The following is a 20,161-nucleotide window of genomic DNA, read 5'->3' on the forward strand; positions in this document are numbered from 1 at the left end:
TGCAAATGTCCGGTTTTTTAATTTCTGGCACTTAGGGGTGCTTTAGGAATAATGCATCGCCTGGGTCTGAAAAGGAAATAATAACTGGCTTAACTGACGAGTCGCCCACAAACCAATTTCAGTATGATGCATATGCGGTGCAGTATAAGGAATCAGTAAATCAATTTTCTGTTCCGCACCTTCACAGCGCATGAAGCGACTTTTTAACTGATTCAAGCGCTGCTGGTCCATACGGCTCATTGCAGGTTCAATTTTTGCCTGTGATGGGGTTGCACTACGTGAGGACAGGCGAGTTGCCAAGCCTGCGCCCTGAATCCAGTCTTTAATAATCTGTTTTTCGGTCGCATTAAAGACCCCAAACATTTTACCTTCCGGATGATCTATCATTTTCCAGAAACGGCTTTGCTCCACTGGTGCATCTTTTACGATCCAGCCTTTGTCAATCATGACCTGCAAAAACTCGGCAATCTGGGCAGGATCGGATAACCAGTCATTGATGGTCTTGCCACTAAACTGGCATTTCTGATTATGAATATATTGACCAATCAGCGCTTTATTCTGGAAAACTTTTAAAGCCATCTGCCCAATATCCAGTTCCTTAATGATCTGAGAGGAACTTTTGCCGATGTCATTCAGAACATAGCCTTTTTTAATCAGTTCAAGATAAATTTGTGGATCTTCAGCTTGATTAAAATGCTGGATAAACGCTTGCAGGGATTTCTGCGCATGACCATTGTGAGCATTATCAATAGTAATGTGCACATTGAAATAATGCGGATCGATACCCAGTTCAGCCAGTTCATAATTGGTGATTAACAGATGTAGCGGTAACTGTTCATAGCCGAGATTAAAGCCAATGACCAAAGGTAAATATTTGGCCGGGGCATAAGCTAGTGCTAGCTGTACGGCAGCCTGTTCGTAGTAACTGTCATCCAAATGCTCGGCGTAACTGTTCAGCTCATAATGACTCAACAGGTCCTGATACATGGTGACATGATTGGCACGCGGATGCCCTAAACCAAGCTCTTCGAGATAGATGTAAATCAAATCTTTTAGCTCGGGCTGATTACAGTTTGGCACGGTCGAATATAACCAGGCACCATCGACCAGTTTGACCGGTGCAACTTTCGCCAGGAATTCGAAAGCATGAGAAACCGTTGGAAAATATTCCCGAGGCTGCTGCTGTTTACGGCGATTGACATAGGCCTGGAAAGTGGCACAGATTTGATGATGTTGTTCTAAAAGATGCTGTTCAACCTGTGGGGGCTGATCTAACCATCCGAGAGTATCAATATTTAAATTTTTAATCAGATCGCTCAAATAAGATTCAGCTTTTTCAGTTTTGGTATATGTCGAAATTTCAGTATCTTGAAAAAAGTCGACCCAATCCTTAAAGCTTTTAATTTGATAATTATGATTTTTATTTGGCGATAAAGGTAAACTTAGCTCTGTGCTGACGAACATAATCTGATCCTTGCAGATTTCTCTTGATTTACCTTAACGTGCCCTCTAAAAGCAGGGTGTTGAATTTTTGTTCTAATTTATTGGTGTATTGCTTTAAATGAAAATGAACGGATATTTCTATGCATAGAAATGTTAAAACAATACAAATTGTAAAATTAAGAATGGGATGGCAGCCCCCAGAAAGAGAGCTAGATTTGAACGAATGATAAAAACAAGGTTTAAAGTTTTCAGAAATAAAATTTGCAAGATAAAAAAAAGCCCGAGTCGCAATGCTCGGGCTTTTTGTTGAGATGTTGCCATCTCGAATATGGCGTCCCTACGGGGATTCGAACCCCGGTTACCGCCGTGAAAGGGCGATGTCCTAGGCCTCTAGACGATAGGGACAGTACAGAAGATAAATTTTAAAACCGCTACTTTTAGCTTGAAGTAATGGCGTCCCTACGGGGATTCGAACCCCGGTTACCGCCGTGAAAGGGCGATGTCCTAGGCCTCTAGACGATAGGGACTTAATAAAATGTACTTCTGAAAATTGGCGTCCCTACGGGGATTCGAACCCCGGTTACCGCCGTGAAAGGGCGATGTCCTAGGCCTCTAGACGATAGGGACGTTTCAGAGGTGGGCGTATAATAGGGTGAAAACAGGGGGGTGTCAAACGCATTTCCATAAAAAAAATGATTTTCTGGGTTGAGTGCATAAATTTAAAACAATCTAGAGAAAATACTGGAAAATTACATGGTTTAAGCTGGATTTTTAAGCAATTCCAGAATTGCTTCTACTACCTGCGGATGGAGTAAATAGCCGGTAATATCATGCGGGCGGTGAATATGGGTACGAATGCCGTGGTTAATAATTGCGGGTTGAAACTGAAATGGCGGTTGTGTAAGAGGAAAGGCGGTAAGAAAATCATCAGTTGAATAAAAATTTATCCAGTCGCCTGTAATTGCTGCAGGTCGTACAAGCGGTTGCGGTAAATGTGACTGGATCACCTGAAAGGCTAATGGCGATCCTAAAGTAATAAAACGCTGTACGTTCAGTTCAGGATGCTGAATAAGATAATTATAGGCAATCACACTGCCCAGAGAATGAGCAATCACAATACAAGGTTTGCGACCATTCAATTGCCGGGCAATCCGCTCATGAACTTCCTTCATGAAAGCAGGATTGTCGAGATACAGATAGGTTTCAATCAGAAATTTCTGAAGCAGGCTCCGATGCAGACTGGGAAAATAATTCAGCAATAATACAAAGTCTCGCAGTGCAACATTTTTGCTTAGCGTGGTAATAAATTTGAATTTCTGTTTAAAATCCATCGTGTCATTCAAATGAAGCTGGGGAAGATCGGAAATCACGGGCTTGCGCCAGCCAGGACGTGGAACGGGTGCAGGAAGCTGAGGATGGACAGGTTGACGGAAACGAAAGCTGGGCCATTGCTGGGGCATTAAGGTGCCAGCATTCAGGATGTTGCGAACGTTATAGTGTGAAAGTAAGTCTCCATAAAATGGAATGTGAATGTGACGTCGTAAATAACTGAATCTGGCATCATGACGGTGTTTGCGAATGCCTTTTTGAAGTATATGCAGCCAGCGCTGGCGAATCGATGCAGCACTATGATGTTGCTGGTTCATTCCATGAATAAAAATAACTTTCATCGATACCTCACGGAGGTCGATCTATATATTCACAGTATAGAGAAAATTGCGGCAAGCCAAGCTGCACTTTTTGTGGGGTTAATGTTTAAATTATCTTCGATAAAACAATCATTAACAGACATTTGTATATTTATAAAAAAGGCAGAAAAAGCAGTGAATTGGTAGGTTCGGATGAAAGATTATACTGAATAGAAAAAGAATATGAATGGAACGGTAAAAGTTGAATTTAGAGTTTGGTGTGAGTCTTATAGTAATTCCAGGAGCGCTTTAATGACGTCCGGATGCTGAATATAATCATCAATATCATGCAGATGATAGATGGAGGTATGAATCTCCTGATTAATAATCGCCGGCTGAAACTGGAAGGGTGGTTCTGATAATGGAAAGGTAGTCAGAAAATCATCGCTACAATAGAAATTTATCCAGTCGCCTGAAAGTGCAGCAGGTCGTACAATCGGTTGAGGCAGATGAGCCTGGATGACCCGAAATGCCAACGGTGATCCAAGAGTAATAAAACGCCTGATATTCAGCTCCGGATGCTGAATCAAATAATTATAGGCAATCACGCTGCCAAGCGAATGTGCCACCAGAATCTGTGGCCTGCTGCTATAGAGTTGATCATGAATGCGGCGGTGAACTTCCTGCATAAAATGTGGGTTGGCCAAATAAAGATAAGTTTCCAGCAAAACTTATGCAAAAAGCTGGCATGTAAGCTGGGAAAATAATTGATGAGTACCGCAAAATCCCGCAAGGCAATATCTTTGCTTAATGCTGTAATGAATTTCAGTTTTTGATTGAAATTCAGGACATCATCAATATTCGACTGCGGGACGTCACAAATTTGATAGGTACACTGGTCTGGTGGCGATGCCGGTTGCAGCTGTGCGGGATGTAAAAAAGGGAAATGCGGCCACTGTTGCGGCATCAGGGTGCTGGCATTCAAGACGTTATGAAAATGATGCCGAGAAAGTAAATCGCCATAAAAAGGGATACGGATATGCCGTTTTAAATAAGTAAACCGAGCTTGCTGTTGTGGGTTTTTCCGAAGGCCTGTTTTGAAGAGATGCAGCCAATGTTGACGTAATGAAGTAGCCGTATACTGTTGCTTGTTCATGCCGTGAATAAACACAATTTTCATCGACGCACCCTTAAGGCTGCCCACTATGGTTATAGTATAGATAAAAAAAGAGCGGCCGGAGCCGCTCTTTTAAAACTGATGATTAAGACTTGTTGTGATAAAAAGCATAATAACTTGCATAACACGCTGCAATAAATAACAGACAGCCTACGAAGCTGATACGCATTGATGGATCAAAGACCATACTGATACAGGTAATAAAACAGAACACAAAGCCCAGGATTGGCACAATCGGGAACAATGGTGCAGCAAAGCCCAGTTCTTTGGCCGTATGACCCTGTTTATACCACTGACGACGGAAGTTGAACTGGCTTAAGCAGATACTCATCCAGACCACCACCATGGTAAACGCCGCAACGCCCAGCAAGTTGGTAAAGATCGTCTCTGGCGCAAACTGTTCAGACAATAAACCTGGTAATGCACCCAGCATGGTCACCATGACTGCAATATACGGTACACCGCGAGCATTCAGTCTTGAGAATACAGCAGGCAACTGTTTGCTGTATGACAATGACCACATCATACGTGAAGCAGCAAATAGACCCGAGTTGGCAGCAGACAACAACGCAGTGATAATGACAAAGCGGATGATGTCTTCGGCATATGGAATACCAATGTGCTGGAATACGGTTACGAACGGACTGCTACTCACGCCTTCAGCGGCTAAGCCCGCTTCCTGATGCGGAAGTAAGGCTGTTACCACGATAATGGTACCTACAAAGAAAATTAATAAGCGGAAAATTGCCGTATTAATCGCTTTAGGGACATTTTTCGCAGGATCTTCAGTTTCACCGGCAGCCACACCAATCAGCTCGGTACCAGAGAAGGCAAAGTTCACGATCAGCATCGTAGCAAAAATCGGGAATAGACCTTCAGGGAACCAGCCTTGTGCAGTCAGATTGGTAAATAAAGGTGCAGCTTCATAGCCTTGATAGCCCAGAACACCAAAGATGGCCAATAGACCTAAAAGAATAAAAGCAACAACCGTGACCACTTTTACCAGTGCCAGCCAGAATTCGGATTCGGCAAACCAGCGGGTAGAAATCATATTTAGACTAAATACGAATACACCAAAGATAATGGTCCATAACCACATGGAAATGTCCGGGAACCATTCCTGCATCAGCAAGGCCGCTGCAGTAAATTCAGTTCCGAGAGTGACCGACCATGTCAGCCAGTATAACCAGGTGATGGTATAGCCTGTGCCTGGTCCAATATAACGTTTGGCATAAGCGCCAAATGAACCAGATTCTGGCATATGAACGGCAAGTTCGCCCAAACATAGCATCACCATGTACGCGATAATACCGCCCAGGAGATAAGCGAGAATGGCACCTACAGGCCCCGTTTGTGCAATGACTTCACCCGACCCTAAGAATAGGCCTGTTCCGATTGCGCCACCAAGCGAAATCATGACCAGATGTCGAGTACTCATAGCGCGTTTTAAAGGCGCAGAATTGCCCTGATGCGTAGCATCATTCGGAGATGAGTGCATAGGAAATAAGAAATACTTCAAAGGAATGAAGCGAGCTATTGTAGTGAAAAACTACAAATCTGCAATCGAATAATGGTAATTTCGAATAAGGTCTGATCGTATGAGATCAATAGATGGCGTCCCTACGGGGATTCGAACCCCGGTTACCGCCGTGAAAGGGCGATGTCCTAGGCCTCTAGACGATAGGGACGTTGCGAGGTGATGCGTATATTAAGGATTAAGCCGGGGTTTGTCAAAAGGGTTTTTGCTAAAATTCATTTAACAGTTTAAACATTAGGCAAAACAAAAACTTTATTTTATTAAGATGTTATTTTCTGAACAGATTTCAGGACTATAAAAAATAAATATTTGAAAAGATCACTAAAACTTAGTGATCTGGAGTTTGATATTGCTCAGGCTGAGAGTTTTCAGTTGGCGTTGACACTGTTTCAGTCTCCGCAGTGTGGTTATCATCACGGTTGACGATATAGAGATATAGTGCGGATGGGGCTAAAATCAGTAAAACCAGTAAGATCTTTTTTAACATGATACAAAGGCAAAATATGAAATCGCATTAATTATAGCCTAAGCAAATTAAAAAGAGCAGCAGCATGTACCTATTCAGGCTCTAGAATTTAAAAGTAACATCCGCAATAAATTGGCGGCCGATTTCAGTCATCACACGTGGTCTATCATTTGAGGTCGAGCCTGTTGTATAGGTATTCACGCGGTTGGTTACATTGTTAATGGTTAAACCAAAAATTGCCCTTAAATCTTTTGAAATTTCCCAATCATAGGTGGTGCGCATATCCCATTTAAATTTGGGTTTAATTTCAGAGGCTAAATAGGTGTCAAGCAGTTCACCTTTATACTCGACTTTGTCATTTTTATTGGAGACTACAGCCATATCATCGTAACTGTTTTTATAGCTAAAGAAGTTTGAAATACGTACAGGCAGTGTATCGAATGTAATATCCCAGTTTACTCGTGCGGTCCATGGTTGGTTAAAGTTTGGGGCAGGGCGGTCTGACCAACGGATAATTTGACCATCATAAGAGACCCATTCATCTTGAGTGGCTTGATCATAGGCTGAAGTGTAATCTACATAACTGCGGAAGACTTCACTGTATCAAATCCCAAGGCAAATAAATGTTGGCTATCCCCCAGTGCGATCGGTTGACGATTTTTAAGTGTTAAGGTGTAGATGTCAGCTTTGCCACTTCCATCATTATTATATTCGTAGAAGAATTTTGATCCATCTAAAGGAGTAACTTTAGTTTTTGATATTTCATCCTGATATTTACGATTGACCCATTTTAGCCCTAGATCCCAATTCTGGATTTGTGTATTCAAGCCTAAAACAGTTTCGTCACTGAAAGGGGGATTGAGCGCTGAACTACGCGCACCGCTGGATAGTGCAGTTTGTGTTTCTACCCAAGGCGCATGTGGGTTTTCACGTGACAGTTTATAGAGCAAATCATTTTGAATTTCATCCAGTTCTGTACCTAACGTTTGCTGATCATAGTAGCGATTCCACCCAGCGGATAAATGCAATTGATCATTACTAAAGGGTTTGTAAGAGAGATGGCTACGAGGAGCAATATTGATATTACTACTTAAAGAGTCATAATCAGCGCGAACACCAAGGCGTGTTGAAATTTGATCATTCCACTGAATATTATCTTCAATAAATATATTTAGGCGATCTTGCTGGGCTTGAATATCACCAGCTTTGTACAGAGTGCCACCAGCGATATATTGTCCATTCCAACCATTTATCGTTAGTTTATCATCACAATATGGGTCACTTTGAAGGCAGGTAGTATCTTTGCCAAGTTCTTTTAAGTTGATCTTTGTCGCGAGTAAAACATCCTCGACTCGTTTCCACGCAACATTAGCATGGCTATAACCCGTACCTATAGTCATGTTGTGTTGGGATTGACCAACTTTAAATGGGTCTATATTCGCTTGTAGGTCATAGGAAAGGACGTCTTGGCGTTGTTCAATCTCTCCCATGATGGCGCCCTCTCGAACTACATCGGTATTATTCCAATCTTTACTTCCTTTGGCGTAGTACCAATGCATACTGTAGTTATTGTCAGCAACACGTTGTGTCGCCGAGTTTTGGAAATTAAGTTTGTGTACGAGAGTACCTAAGTTGAAGCGATGTTCAAGTTCCGAGAACAGAGTAAGTGTTTCGGTTTCAGTAGTACTACCTGAATCACGGTTGCTGTCCACATAGCTCAAACTGTCCAGCAAACCATAATCGAAACCAAACTTCGCTTTGGTTGAGGCGTTTGGTGTATAAAATAATGTTACACCAAGATTTGAGATATGTCGTTCTTGATCAATTGTTTTAGGTGTTTCAAAGCCACTTTTGACTGGAATAATGGACTCTCTTTGAGAAGCATAAGCATTAAAGCCCCAATCATTCGAGAGCTTCCCATAAATATTGGTGCTTACACCTTGTTTGGTATATTCCTTTTGGTAGTCATCTGTAGGTTCTTCAAATTTACTTTCTTCTAAAGGTGAAATTGAGTTGTAGCGAGCCCAATCACTTTCAGTGTAATCGTAAGTGATAGAACCGTGAATTTTACCTATCTCTGTTTGCGGTGCGCATATTTTAGCATTTATAACACCACCTGTGAATTGACCATAAGCGGCAGATACATTGCTATCTAATACTTCAAGCTCACAAAGTAGGTCAGTGTTCACTGCCATAGCTTGTGCGCCAGTCCCAATATCTTGAAACGTATTTGTGTTTGAATTTGCTGGATTAATAAGTAGGTTGTTGGAAACACCATTCACAATGAAATTGTTTTGGAAGGTTTGTGCACCATTAATTGAGATTTCGGCAGGTTTAATTTCACCTTGAGAACCTGCTGCAAGTTGTGACTGACTAAACTGCACATTCGGATTCACTTTTAAAAAATCGGTAATGTTCTTTGAGCTATTTGGCGTACTTTCTAAATCTTCTTTTGAATAAACTGTTTTTCCCACTTCATTTGCTTGCTGAGCTTCGATAATAATCGTGCTGAACTTAACCGTAGCTTCCTTGAGGATGGATTCTTGATAATTTGATTCTTCTGCAAAACTAGATGTTGATAAAGCTGTTAGAACCGCAATAGAAAGTGGGGAATAAGCAAAACGCATGAGAAGGGTTAAATCTGCGAAAGATAATGGAAGTGATTATCATTAACTTGGAGTGGGTAATCAATAGTAATGAGAATTATTTTCATTAATTAATTGATAAAAGTGTAGGACTTGAGCAGCTTAAGATGCTGATCAAAGAAATATAAAGAAGAGAAAAAATAGATGGCGTCCCTACGGGGATTCGAACCCCGGTTACCGCCGTGAAAGGGCGATGTCCTAGGCCTCTAGACGATAGGGACGTTTAGAAGATGGCGGTATCTTATTGATCCGCCACCAGAGTGTCAAGCAGGTGAGGTGCGAGTTTGTTTAAAATATAGCAAAACAGTTCAGCGGTCTTCTGCGTATCATATAATGCAGAATGGGCTTCTTTACCATCAAACTCGATTCCAGCTTGGATACAGGACTTCGCCAGTACAGTCTGACCAAACATCACCGCACTTAAAGTCACTGTATCGAAGACAGAAAAACTATGAAACGGGTTCTGGTTTTTGGTCCCGGTACGGGCAATCGCGGCCTGAAGAAAACCTAAATCGAAATGTGCATTGTGTCCGACTAAAACTGCATGGGTACAATTTTGCTGGCGACGCACTTCATTCACCGATTTAAAAATGCGCTTGAGTGCAGTTTTCTCATCTTCGGCCATGGCGATTCGCATTGGATTAGAAGGATCGATCCCAATAAACTCCAGCGAACGTCGGTCGAGGTTTGCCCCTTCGAAAGGATTGATATGTGCATGGTAAGCTTGACCCGGCACAAATTGACCCTCCTCATTATAAACAATCGGAATGGCCGCAATTTCCAGCAATGCATCAGTCTGCGCATTAAAACCTGCAGTCTCGACATCGACAACTACAGGTAAGAATCCACGAAAACGTTGACCAATGATTGGGAGCGTTTCATTTGTCACACTTTTCTCCATTGAATGGTTTTACCAGCATACAGTGGGATAATCTGTTCACCATCCAGATAGTCTAAACTTTCAGGGATTACTTGATCTTCTTTAACCAGGGTAATGGTATTGGTATTACGTGGCAGGCCATAGAAGTCTGCACCAAAATGGCTGGCAAAACCTTCCAGGCGTTCAATTTTACCCACCTGATCAAATGCCTGAGCATACAGCTCAATGGCAGTCGGCGCACTATAACATCCTGCACAGCCACACGCATTTTCTTTTGCATTTTTTGAATGCGGCGCGCTATCTGTTCCCAGGAAAAATTTAGGATTACCGCTGGTTGCGACTTCCAGCAAAGTTTGCTGATGCGTTTGACGTTTTAAAATCGGCAAGCAGTAGAAATGCGGCTTGATCCCACCAACCAGCATGTCATTGCGGTTAAACAATAAATGTTGCGGCGTAATGGTTGCAGCGACATTACGGTCTTGCTCAAGTACAAAGTTTGCTGCTTCGCTGGTGGTGATGTGTTCGAGCACCAGTTTCAGCTTGGGAAATTGTCTGAGTAAGGGAGCCAGCACTTCATCCAGGAAACGCTTTTCACGGTCAAAAATATCGACATGATTATGCGTCACTTCACCATGTAGCAATAAAGGCACTTGGTGTTCTTCAAGCTGTTCAATTACGCCGTAGACTTTGCTCATATCGCTCACACCACTATCGGAGTTGGTGGTCGCACCCGCAGGATAGAGCTTGATGGCATTGACATGCGCAGATTCTTTGATCTTTTTAACTTCACTTGCCGGGGTGTTGTCAGTGAAATACAGTACCATACGTGGGTCGAAATTTACCCCTTCAGGCACATGTGCCATGATACGTTCACGGTAGGCATTGGCTTCTTCGACAGTTTTAACGGGTGGCACCAGATTTGGCATGCAAATGGCGCGAGAAAACTGCTTGGCTAAATCGGGAACGGTACGTTGCAGTGCTAAACCATCACGCAGGTGAACGTGCCAATCATCTGGCTGGAGAATCGTAATCGTATTCAAGGCAAATTCAGTCGAACAAATAAAACAAATGATAATCCATCTATAGTAAAAATGGTAACGAGAAAGCGCTACAAAATAAGGGATATGTATAAATTAATTTTAAAAAGTATGTTATTTTAAAATTAATAAAAAAATTACATAAATACTTGGCAATGGAATACAAGTACAATCTAGCGAAATTGCAAGATGATAAAGAAGACATAGAACAACTGATTACACGGCAAAGCCAGCGTGTAGGCCCGGTCTTCCCACAAAATCTGGAACAAGAATTCTGGACCAAAAATCTGGAACGCGCCCGTAAACATGTCGAAAAATATGTCTGGGCTGGAGTACTAGCCTATTTCCTTTTTTTAGTGGTAATGATTCCTACAGATTACTGGAGTATCAGCAAAGAATATTTCGTACATGATTTTGTCCTGTGTATGCTGGGCCTGCTCAATGGTGGCATGTCATTAATCATTTTTTATATATTCTCCTGTTTACCCAAGATCAAGCGCTTTTTTCCGCAGGCTTCGATGCTGTTGGTGTTCTGGATACAGGTGTCAATTTCATGCATTACCATGTCGATTAAAACTGATGCCTTGCAGCATCAGTCCATGGCCATAGTCACGATCGTGTATATCCTGGGTTATATTCTGACCGGTATTAGACCGATTCAGATGCTGGTCACCGGATTACTCGCTGCGGCAACTACTATTCTTGTATTGTTTAGCCTTTCAGTTGAATTTAATCCTATGGTTTTTGGCCGGATTTTAATTGGAAGTTGCTTGCTGGGTTATGTGATTAGCCATATGATTTTTGCCCGTGAACGTGTGATATTTCTCTATAGCATTCGCGCCAGAATCAGTGAGCAGATCCAGCGTATCCATACCAACGAATTATTACATTTGAGTCAGTACGATGAGCTGACCAAGATTTCCAATCGACGGACTTTTGATGAGACGCTGCAAGTCCATTTCGAACGTGCACATCGTGAAGAAACGGCATTGGCAATTCTGTTTATCGATGTAGATTTCTTTAAAAATTACAACGATTTTTATGGGCATCAGAAAGGTGATGATGTCATTTCGACTATTGCCAAAACCATCAAAAATGCGATCCGTCATATGGACTTTGTCGCGCGTTATGGCGGGGAAGAGTTTGTGGTGCTCTTGCCAGAAACGGATGCACATGGTGCTTATGCAGTGGCTTCAAATATTTTTAAGGCGATTGATCGTCTGGAAATTCCACATGAAAAATCCTCGGTTGCGAAACATATCACCATCAGTTTAGGCATTACCGTCTATCGTGGTGAAGATGATATTGATAAAGACGCCTTATTGGGAATCGCGGATCAGGCGCTATATCGTGCCAAACAGCTTGGACGCAACCAGATTTATTATCAGTCCATTCGTTCAGTCAATTCAGATATCGCAAATGGTTAGAGATTATTACAATCAATAAACGAACCCTCAATAAAAAACCGCTCATCAGGAGCGGTTTTTTAAGAAACTAAAAAGGACTAAAACTTAGTTTTTGTCTTTTAGTTGTGGCACTGCAGATGCTGAACCAACTGCCAATAAACCAGTCTCTGTATAGATGCCCAGTTTCGCACGAGTATCCGTGATATCCAGGTTACGCATGGTCAACTGACCAATACGATCCATCGGCGAGAACATAGAATCACCTTTCTCCATAGTCAAACGCTCAGCTTCATAAGTGAGGTTCGGAGATTCAGTATTCATAATGGTGTAGTCATTACCACGACGCAATTCGATCGTTACAGTACCGGTAACTGCTTTAGCAACCCAACGCTGTGCAGTTTCACGCAGCATAAGCGCTTGAGAATCGAACCAGCGACCTTGGTAAAGCAAACGACCTAAACGTAGACCGTTAATACGGTATTGTTCAATCGTATCTTCGTTATGAATACCCGTTACCAGACGCTCATAAGCGATGTGAAGCAGCGCCATACCCGGAGCTTCATAGATACCGCGAGATTTCGCTTCGATGATCCGGTTTTCGATTTGATCCGACATGCCTAGACCGTGACGGCCACCGATGCGGTTCGCTTCAAGAATAAATTCAACTGGATCTTCAATGCGTTGACCGTTGATAGCAACCGGGAAGCCTTCTTCAAAAGTAATCGATACTTCTTCAGCTTTTACTTCTACGTCATCTTTCCAGAACGCAACGCCCATGATTGGCTCAACGATTTTGATGCCTGCATTCAGGTATTCAAGATCTTTAGCTTCGTGCGTCGCACCCAGCATGTTTGAGTCAGTTGAATAAGCTTTTTCTTTTGACATTTTATAGTCAAAACCATTGTCGATCAGGAACTGTGACATTTCTGCACGTCCGCCCAGCTCGTCAATGAAAGTTTGGTCTAACCAAGGCTTGTAGATTTTAAGCGCAGGATTGGTCAATAAACCATAACGGTAGAAACGTTCAATGTCGTTGCCTTTATAAGTTGAACCGTCACCCCAGATGTTAACGTCATCTTCTTTCATGGCAGTAACCAGCATGGTGCCTGTTACTGCACGACCCAATGGCGTCGTGTTGAAATAAGGCATACCACCTGTAGAAATATGGAACGCGCCACATTGAATTGCAGCAATACCTTCTAATGCAAGCTGTAAACGGCAGTCGATTAAACGTGCTTTTACTGCGCCATAAGCTTCAGCTTTTTTTGGAATCGCATCGTAATCGTCTTCGTCTGGCTGACCCAGGTTTGCTGTGTAAGCATAAGGTTCAGCGCCTTTTTGTTTCATCCACAAAAGAGCAGCAGAAGTATCTAGACCACCAGAGAAGGCAATACCAACTTTTTTACCTACTGGGACATTCTGCAAGATAGTTGCATTATCAGACATTGTTCATCCTAATGATATGAAATAGGCACGCCAGAATTGGTGGCCTGAAAAAATACATATTGCATCAATTGTATCATTAATTTATTTAGGTTTGCTTTAGAAAAGAAAAACTCGTTTTAAAATCTCTATTCAATAGGCTTAAATAATCATAAATCGCACGATTTTAACCAGAATCCTGCTGAAAAAGTAAAAAATTGGTTATATTCAGCCGAATAATTTAAAAACCAGATAAAACAGGAATAAAAGCATGGCGACTCATATCCCACCTTTACCTAATTTAAATCCTAAAACCAAGAATGAAACACTGGCACTGTTGCATGGGATTTATGCCGGCCTGATTGGTTTTAGTGCAGTGCTGTTTTTATATCTTGAATATCAGCAATCCAGTATTTCCATGCTGAGTTTAGGTGTGGTGCTGCTGCTTTTAGGCTTGTTGATGTTTTTTAATATCCAGGCCAGTATCAAGGTGAAGCAGGGCAATGGTTCAGGACGTACTTTATCCAGAATAATGGCTATTCTGATGTTGCTGAGTTTTCCAATTGGTACAGTATTGGGCGTGATTGCATTATGGAAATCCAGCGCACGACAATGGCAGAACTAATTCGTCATGTATAGAAAGAACTGTTTCGAAGATTGATATTTGTGCCTGAAAATGCTGAACTCCGGGTCATAAAAAGCCGCTGAAAATCAGTTAAAGTAAGGGAATGACTTGCTCAGCCAAATATAATCAGGGATTTGTTATGACCACGACGCGCTATGCCAACATTTTAAAACCACTGCATTTAGGTTTTACCACCATTAAAAACCGGGTCGTAATGGGGTCGATGCATACTGGTCTGGAAGACCGCTTTTATAATTATCCTAAACTGGCAGCGTATTTTGGCGAACGTGCCAAGGGTGGCGTAGGTCTGCTGATTACAGGGGGAATATCGCCAAACCGTCAAGGCTGGTTGTTGCCGGCAGGCGGCACCATGAATACCTTGGGAGATATTGCGCCACATCGTCTGGTGACGCATGCAGTGCATAAACATGGCGCCAAAATTCTTTTGCAAATTCTGCATGCCGGACGTTATGGCTATCAGCCTTTTGTGGTGTCGGCAAGTCCAATCAAATCGCCAATTTCTCCTTTTAAACCACGTGAAATGTCAGATAAACAGATCCTGAATACCATTCAGGATTATGTGAAAACTGCCAGCATTGCCAAAAAAGCCGGCTACGATGGCGTAGAAATTATGGGTTCAGAAGGCTATTTGCTGAATCAGTTTTTAAGCCGTCATGTCAATCAGCGTAACGACCGTTGGGGTGGCCCGATCGAAAACCGGATGCGTTTTGCCGTAGAAATTGTCAAAGCCATTCGCGAGGAAATTGGCGAAAAATTTATTATCTGTTTCCGTTTGTCGCTTCTCGATTTGGTACATGATGGCAATACCATGCAGGAAGTCATTACCGTAGCTAAAGCTTTGGAAAAGGCAGGAATTACTTTGCTCAATACCGGGATTGGCTGGCATGAAGCACGTATTCCCACCATTGTGACTTCTGTACCGCGTGCTGCTTTTGTCGATTACACGGCTGAAGTTAAGAAACATGTTTCGGTGCCGGTGATTGCATCCAACCGGATCAATATGCCAGACACTGCCGAAGCAATTCTGGCTTCTGGTCAGGCAGATATGGTGCAGATGGCACGTCCACTTTTGGCAGATGCGTTCTGGGTCAATAAAACTGCAACCAATCGTGTTGATGAAATCAATACCTGTATTGCCTGTAATCAGGCTTGTCTGGATCATACCTTTAAAAACCAGCGCGCAACCTGTCTGGTCAATCCGCGTGCCGCTTATGAAACCGAACTGGTCTATGTCAAAACCAAAAAACCAAAAAGTATTGCAGTGATCGGTGGGGGTGTCGCAGGTTTGTCGGCTGCTACTGTCGCAGCCAGTCGCGGGCATGATGTGACGCTGTTTGAGGCCAGTCATGAAGTAGGCGGACAGTTCAACCTGGCTAAAGTCATTCCGGGGAAAGAGGAATTTCACGAAACGATTCGTTATTTTAAAGTGCAGCTAGAAAAAACTGGAGTTGATCTGCGTCTCAATACCCGAGTCAACCGCGAGCAGTTGGAGCGTGAGGGTTTTGATGAGGTGATTGTGGCTACAGGGGTTGTGCCGCGTGCCTTGAATATCGAAGGCAGTCAGGCACCACAAGTATTATCTTATGCAGAAGTGCTACGTGGCGCACCTGTCGGTGATCGTGTTGCGGTCATTGGCGCAGGCGGGATCGGTTTTGATGTGTCCGAGTTTTTATTAAAGCCACCGCATCAAATACAGCCGCAACCTGTGGATGAGTGGAAGCGTGAATGGGGTGTAGATTCTCATCCAGATTATGTGACTGAAGGCGGGTTACAGCGTGCTGAAGTAGAACCTCCGGTACGGGAAATTTATCTATTACAACGTAAAAAAACACCACTTGGCGCAGGACTAGGCAAGACTTCAGGCTGGGTACATCGTGCCCAGTTAAAAAAACATGCCGTGCGTATGTTGCGCGGTGTGCAATATAAATCTGTTACCGATGAAGGCTTATGGATTGAGGTAGATGGCCATGCTCAATTATTGCGTGTGGATACCATTGTGGTATGTGCAGGTCAGGAATCGGTAAAAGACCTGATGCCGAGTGCTGGGGAAAATACCTTGGCGCAGTATCATATTATTGGCGGTGCAAAACTGGCTGCTGAACTCGATGCCAAGCGCGCCATTCGTGAGGGAGCGGAATTAGCAGCAAAACTGTAAGGATTTGATGAAACTATATGCAGTTGATTGCATTCACTGTAATTTTCACTTGTCAGCCGGACAAAAGCTCCGTATTATTGCGCCCATGGAAGCGTGGCAGAGCGGTTTAATGCACCGGTCTTGAAAACCGACGAGGGTGTGAGTCCTCCGTGAGTTCGAATCTCACCGCTTCCGCCAAATTTTAAAAACCCCAGTCGAAAGATTGGGGTTTTTTATTGCTTATGATTTTAATAAAGCGATTTAAAATAAGCTGATAGCGAACAAAGTCAAAATTTTAAAATTCCATAATTGATAAATAGATATTCTTTAATTGCCTACTTCAATCTTGATTAATGCCAACGCAATTCTTTCCACATGTCGATAAGCCGGCTGTTCCAGTTCTTCACCAAAAATATCCGGGTCAATTTCCTCATAAGACCAAGTTATATTGTGATGCTGTTTCATCAAATTTTTAAGATGCTGCAAAAACAGATTGCCATGTTCAGTCACGGTCACACCGGTATATAGAAATAAATGTCCGCCAGAATTCAGGCGCTGTAGACCTTCTTTTATAATCCTGAATGATAAATCACAGCCATCCAGCGCATTACCGCCATGACGATATTGACGTTGTTCGGGATCAATTAAATACGGTGGATTAGCAAAAATCAGATCAAATTTTCCATCAAGATTGGAAAATAAATTACTTTGAACCGGATGAATATGGTTTAAGCCGGCAAAACTGATATTAATCTGGCTATAGAGCAAGGCTTTGGGATTCAGGTCTGCAACCATCATTTCATTCACATCTGGAAAATGTCTGGCAATGCTGATCGCGGCTGCTGAAGTGCCACAACACATTTCCACGACCCGTTTAAAAGGGCGAGGCTGAGCAGCTAGATATTGCTTGAGATGATAGATAAAGCGATACGTATCCGGACCGAAAAATACCGCATCTTGCTGAGTGGTTGGAAAAGCTGAATGAATAAAGAGTTCGCCATCGAGTGAAGAAACCCGAACCTGACTCAAGTATTGATCTTCCTGAACCTGTAGAAGCTGATGTTCTTGCAATAATGTAAAAAGGGCAGAATCAAGATCAGTTTTTTTAAAGTTTAGATTCCAGCCAAAGATATCCTGATGGGTTCTGTGCTTATAAATTTCATTCTTTTTTCGATTCAGAATTCGCTGGTGGGAAAGCGGTGTAATGGTCGTAAACTGATAATCTTGTTGTTTTAAAAAGGCTAATAAATAAAGCAAAGCTTGCTGCGGGCTGCTTTGAATCTCTAAAATTTGGTTCATACGGATATGCTCTTCTATTTATTTAACCTACATGAAAAGGTCAATTCACTTTATGGCTGCAAAAGACAATATCAAACCAGTCGTGAATGATCAAAGCTATACAGCACTGGATTCCATGGAAAGGGATCAGTTTATATTCACCTAAATAATGCATTGCTTAGGTAAAAATGTGATGAGAATTGGTTGGATTTGTATAGGTCGTAGGCATAATTTTATTGGTTAAGCAGCCTTATTATGATTTTGCGAACTATTATTTTTTATTCATGATTATACGTATAAAAAATGGCTATTAATCACTGGGATCAATAGCCATTAGAGCTGAGAGCTTTAAAAGCTTAGTTGGGTACTTCCGGCAAATCAAACCAGATCACTTGTGCATCTTCGCTTGCTTTAATTTCTGTATCATCTAGAAAAGCAATTGCGCCGCCAGCTTCAACTGTATGTTCAGCGATCTGGACAGTGCCAGAAACAACATGTACATAATTAATATGCTGGGTCGCTTTCACTTCCAGACTTTGGCCTTGCTGAATCACCGCAGTTTTGACTTCGGCATTCTGACGAATATGCATCGGTGCATTGTCATTCGGACCACAAATCAAATGCCACTGGTTCGGTTGCTCATGCGGGTCAAGACGGATTTGCTGATAGTTCGGCTTGGCATCACGTTCATTTGGAATAATCCAGATTTGCAGTAAATGGACCTGTTCGTCGCCTTGGTTCATTTCACTGTGCCGCACACCTGTTCCTGCACTCATCAGTTGCCATTCACCCGCAGCGATTCCGCCATGATTGCCCATGCTGTCCTGATGGGTAATGGTTCCTTTCAGCACACAGGTCAGGATTTCCATATTGTCATGTGGATGCGTTCCAAAACCCTGATGTCCATCAATCAGGTCATCATTAATGACACGTAAAGCGCTGACACCCATATACTTTGGGTTATACCAGTTACCAAATGAGAAACTGTGTTTAGACTCCAGCCAGCCCATTTTTACATGACCACGATTTTCGCTAGGATGTAGAAAAGCATTCATGATTTTATCTCGACATTATTTTTAACTTGAGATCATCATACTGTCGTTTTATAACTGAAAAAATCTCAAATAGGCGACAGATCATTGCATTTTTGCAACGAAAGAGCTGAAAGTAAACATAAGGAATAAAAAAGCCCGCTCAAAAGCAGGCTATTTTTATTCAAATCGGCAGACCGATCATCATTCTAAGAAACGAACCGTTACCCCAGATTTGACTTTACGGCCAAGATCATTGGCATCCCAGTTAGTCAAACGAATACAACCATGTGACGCTGTTTTCGAAATGGTAGACGGGTTTGGTGTTCCGTGAATACCAAATGATTTCTTGCTTAAACCAATCCAGATATTCCCGACAGGACCGTTAGGACCCGGTGGTAAAGATAGTGGTTTTAAGTTTTTACCTTGTACAAAGTTAGACGGTGAATAGCTGTACCAAGGGTTTGGTGCAACACCTGTTACTTTATAGGTTCCGGTCGGAGATGGTGTATCCGCACTACCAATGGTGGCAGGGAATGACGCGATCATTTGATTTTTACTGTTAAATAAGTACAGTTGTTTCGCACCTTTATGTGCAACAATCAAGTGAATACCTTCAGGCAAGTCATTACGTACATTACTGACCAGTAATTTTTCCCCAACTTTATTAAAGTTAGCATTTGGATTGAGTTTCTTTAAGAAATTCTCATCCATATGGAATTTTTCGCTCAACATTTCACTGACACGTGTGTAGTACAAGCCTTTCATTTTCGCCTGTAACGCATAATCTGAAGGAATAGACTTGGCAAATGGGCCTGCCAGATCTTTTTCAGTAATGGTGTATTCAACAAAGGCTGGCTTAGAACCCTGACGTGCAACTAGTTTATCCCAGGTTTCCTGAGTCAAAACACCTGTCGGTTTAATGCCATTCATTTGCTGGAAAGATGCAATGGCTTTTAGTGTATTTTTACCGCTGGTTCCGTCAATCGCCCCCGGTGATGCATGGGCATTATTCAGCATGACATGTGCACGTGCGTAAACTGGGAATTGACCTGCACCGATATTTTCATACCACTGGGCATTATTTAAGCCGTCTAAAGTCCACGAAGCTTTGGTCGCTGCAGAGTTAGTCGGTGCTTTGGTATTTGGTGCTGCGCCAATAGAAGCAGTCTGATCTTCGGTATCCTGTAGCTCATTCAGCGCTTCAGATGCCTGTTTTAAGTCTTGTTGTTCTTGTGCGGTAATTTGCGCTTCTGCAGGTGCTGCTTGGGCCGCTGAAGCTTCAGTTGCTAATGGATCAATCGGATCTTGCACTGCAACATCAGTCACCACTTGGGGTTTTAATGGTTGTTCAGCAGTAGACGCGGCAAAAACTTGACCTGCGAAAATGCAACCTAGACTCACAGCGAGCATTGTGCGAACGAACATGTA

General features: G+C 42.5%; 15 protein-coding genes, 6 tRNA genes and 1 pseudogene. 4 read left to right on the forward strand and 18 right to left on the reverse strand.

What is annotated here, in order from left to right:
- Positions 1 to 42: 42 nt before the first annotated feature.
- The 14 genes and pseudogenes from NI465_RS00945 to pyrC all read right to left on the reverse strand — a co-directional run bounded on the left by NI465_RS00945 (position 43) and on the right by pyrC (position 10,816).
- Positions 43 to 1,464, reverse strand: a complete 1,422-nt coding sequence (locus NI465_RS00945; protein WP_148334382.1) for an iron-containing redox enzyme family protein — start codon at positions 1,462 to 1,464, stop codon at positions 43 to 45.
- Positions 1,465 to 1,772: 308 nt separating this feature from the next.
- Positions 1,773 to 1,848: transfer RNA gene (locus NI465_RS00950), tRNA-Glu, on the reverse strand.
- A 46-nt stretch (positions 1,849 to 1,894) separates the two neighbouring features.
- Positions 1,895 to 1,970 (reverse strand) — tRNA-Glu (locus NI465_RS00955).
- Positions 1,971 to 1,994: 24 nt separating this feature from the next.
- A tRNA-Glu gene (locus tag NI465_RS00960) sits at positions 1,995 to 2,070 on the reverse strand.
- 131 nt (positions 2,071 to 2,201) lie between these two features.
- Positions 2,202 to 3,113, reverse strand: a complete 912-nt coding sequence (locus NI465_RS00965) for a lysophospholipase (protein WP_253143947.1) — start codon at positions 3,111 to 3,113, stop codon at positions 2,202 to 2,204.
- 245 nt (positions 3,114 to 3,358) lie between these two features.
- A pseudogene (locus NI465_RS00970) lies at positions 3,359 to 4,251 on the reverse strand (alpha/beta fold hydrolase).
- Between the two features lie 82 nt (positions 4,252 to 4,333).
- Positions 4,334 to 5,746, reverse strand: coding sequence for an amino acid permease (locus NI465_RS00975; protein WP_005107442.1), 1,413 nt, complete (start codon positions 5,744 to 5,746; stop codon positions 4,334 to 4,336).
- A 114-nt stretch (positions 5,747 to 5,860) separates the two neighbouring features.
- Positions 5,861 to 5,936, reverse strand: a tRNA-Glu gene (locus tag NI465_RS00980).
- 177 nt (positions 5,937 to 6,113) lie between these two features.
- Positions 6,114 to 6,272, reverse strand: coding sequence for a hypothetical protein (locus NI465_RS00985; protein ID WP_004279546.1), 159 nt, complete (start codon positions 6,270 to 6,272; stop codon positions 6,114 to 6,116).
- 81 nt (positions 6,273 to 6,353) lie between these two features.
- A complete protein-coding gene (locus tag NI465_RS00990) occupies positions 6,354 to 6,632 on the reverse strand; it encodes a hypothetical protein (RefSeq protein ID WP_253143949.1) in 279 nt (92 codons plus the stop codon).
- A gap of 194 nt (positions 6,633 to 6,826) precedes the next feature.
- Entirely contained in the window at positions 6,827 to 8,878 is a 2,052-nt protein-coding gene (locus NI465_RS00995) for a TonB-dependent receptor plug domain-containing protein (protein WP_253143951.1), read from the reverse strand.
- A gap of 163 nt (positions 8,879 to 9,041) precedes the next feature.
- Positions 9,042 to 9,117, reverse strand: a tRNA-Glu gene (locus tag NI465_RS01000).
- A gap of 20 nt (positions 9,118 to 9,137) precedes the next feature.
- Positions 9,138 to 9,797 carry a ribonuclease T gene (gene rnt, locus NI465_RS01005; RefSeq protein WP_004279557.1) on the reverse strand — a complete coding sequence of 220 codons (660 nt, stop codon included), beginning with the start codon at positions 9,795 to 9,797 and terminating at the stop codon, positions 9,138 to 9,140.
- Positions 9,782 to 10,816, reverse strand: coding sequence for a dihydroorotase (pyrC, locus tag NI465_RS01010; RefSeq protein WP_004279558.1), 1,035 nt, complete (start codon positions 10,814 to 10,816; stop codon positions 9,782 to 9,784). Before pyrC ends, rnt begins: the two co-directional genes overlap by 16 nt.
- Positions 10,817 to 10,968: 152 nt before the next feature.
- Between pyrC and NI465_RS01015 the strand changes: the two genes are divergently transcribed.
- A complete protein-coding gene (locus tag NI465_RS01015; protein ID WP_071851843.1) occupies positions 10,969 to 12,240 on the forward strand; it encodes a GGDEF domain-containing protein in 1,272 nt (423 codons plus the stop codon).
- A gap of 84 nt (positions 12,241 to 12,324) precedes the next feature.
- Here NI465_RS01015 and argG read toward each other — a convergent pair whose 3' ends face one another.
- The gene (argG, locus tag NI465_RS01020) at positions 12,325 to 13,665 is read right to left on the reverse strand and encodes an argininosuccinate synthase (protein ID WP_004279561.1); all 1,341 of its coding nucleotides are present in this window, start codon (positions 13,663 to 13,665) and stop codon (positions 12,325 to 12,327) included.
- Positions 13,666 to 13,912: 247 nt separating this feature from the next.
- On the opposite strand from argG, the gene NI465_RS01025 reads away from it, so the two are divergent.
- The 3 genes from NI465_RS01025 (at position 13,913) to NI465_RS01035 (ending at position 16,619) form a co-directional block, all read left to right on the forward strand.
- Positions 13,913 to 14,266 carry a hypothetical protein gene (locus NI465_RS01025; protein WP_148334386.1) on the forward strand — a complete coding sequence of 118 codons (354 nt, stop codon included), beginning with the start codon at positions 13,913 to 13,915 and terminating at the stop codon, positions 14,264 to 14,266.
- A 139-nt stretch (positions 14,267 to 14,405) separates the two neighbouring features.
- Entirely contained in the window at positions 14,406 to 16,442 is a 2,037-nt protein-coding gene (locus tag NI465_RS01030; RefSeq protein WP_180086661.1) for an FAD-dependent oxidoreductase, read from the forward strand.
- A gap of 87 nt (positions 16,443 to 16,529) precedes the next feature.
- Positions 16,530 to 16,619: transfer RNA gene (locus NI465_RS01035), tRNA-Ser, on the forward strand.
- Between the two features lie 129 nt (positions 16,620 to 16,748).
- Here the strand turns inward: NI465_RS01035 and NI465_RS01040 are convergent.
- The 3 genes from NI465_RS01040 to NI465_RS01050 form a co-directional block, all read right to left on the reverse strand.
- Positions 16,749 to 17,720 (reverse strand): methyltransferase, encoded by a 972-nt coding sequence (locus tag NI465_RS01040; RefSeq protein WP_071851849.1) that lies wholly within the window; start codon positions 17,718 to 17,720, stop codon positions 16,749 to 16,751.
- A gap of 335 nt (positions 17,721 to 18,055) precedes the next feature.
- Positions 18,056 to 18,754, reverse strand: coding sequence for a pirin family protein (locus NI465_RS01045; protein WP_114541932.1), 699 nt, complete (start codon positions 18,752 to 18,754; stop codon positions 18,056 to 18,058).
- Positions 18,755 to 18,934: 180 nt separating this feature from the next.
- A complete protein-coding gene (locus NI465_RS01050; protein ID WP_044110271.1) occupies positions 18,935 to 20,158 on the reverse strand; it encodes a L,D-transpeptidase family protein in 1,224 nt (407 codons plus the stop codon).
- Positions 20,159 to 20,161: the final 3 nt, after the last annotated feature.

It is taken from the genome of Acinetobacter lwoffii (assembly GCF_024129855.1).
In the GTDB taxonomy this organism is placed as follows: domain Bacteria; phylum Pseudomonadota; class Gammaproteobacteria; order Pseudomonadales; family Moraxellaceae; genus Acinetobacter; species Acinetobacter lwoffii_L.

Bases quoted from the DNA above. Each gene is read 5' to 3' on its own strand.
- NI465_RS00945 (WP_148334382.1), bottom strand. From the start codon at position 1,464: ATGTTCGTCAGCACAGAGCTAAGTTTACCTTTATCGCCAAATAAAAAT.
- NI465_RS00965 (WP_253143947.1), bottom strand. From the start codon at position 3,113: ATGAAAGTTATTTTTATTCATGGAATGAACCAGCAACATCATAGTGCT.
- NI465_RS00975 (WP_005107442.1), bottom strand. From the start codon at position 5,746: ATGCACTCATCTCCGAATGATGCTACGCATCAGGGCAATTCTGCGCCT.
- NI465_RS00985 (WP_004279546.1), bottom strand. From the start codon at position 6,272: ATGTTAAAAAAGATCTTACTGGTTTTACTGATTTTAGCCCCATCCGCA.
- NI465_RS00990 (WP_253143949.1), bottom strand. From the start codon at position 6,632: ATGGCTGTAGTCTCCAATAAAAATGACAAAGTCGAGTATAAAGGTGAA.
- NI465_RS00995 (WP_253143951.1), bottom strand. From the start codon at position 8,878: ATGCGTTTTGCTTATTCCCCACTTTCTATTGCGGTTCTAACAGCTTTA.
- rnt (WP_004279557.1), bottom strand. From the start codon at position 9,797: ATGGAGAAAAGTGTGACAAATGAAACGCTCCCAATCATTGGTCAACGT.
- NI465_RS01015 (WP_071851843.1), top strand. From the start codon at position 10,969: ATGGAATACAAGTACAATCTAGCGAAATTGCAAGATGATAAAGAAGAC.
- argG (WP_004279561.1), bottom strand. From the start codon at position 13,665: ATGTCTGATAATGCAACTATCTTGCAGAATGTCCCAGTAGGTAAAAAA.
- NI465_RS01025 (WP_148334386.1), top strand. From the start codon at position 13,913: ATGGCGACTCATATCCCACCTTTACCTAATTTAAATCCTAAAACCAAG.
- NI465_RS01030 (WP_180086661.1), top strand. From the start codon at position 14,406: ATGACCACGACGCGCTATGCCAACATTTTAAAACCACTGCATTTAGGT.
- NI465_RS01040 (WP_071851849.1), bottom strand. From the start codon at position 17,720: ATGAACCAAATTTTAGAGATTCAAAGCAGCCCGCAGCAAGCTTTGCTT.
- NI465_RS01045 (WP_114541932.1), bottom strand. From the start codon at position 18,754: ATGAATGCTTTTCTACATCCTAGCGAAAATCGTGGTCATGTAAAAATG.
- NI465_RS01050 (WP_044110271.1), bottom strand. From the start codon at position 20,158: ATGTTCGTTCGCACAATGCTCGCTGTGAGTCTAGGTTGCATTTTCGCA.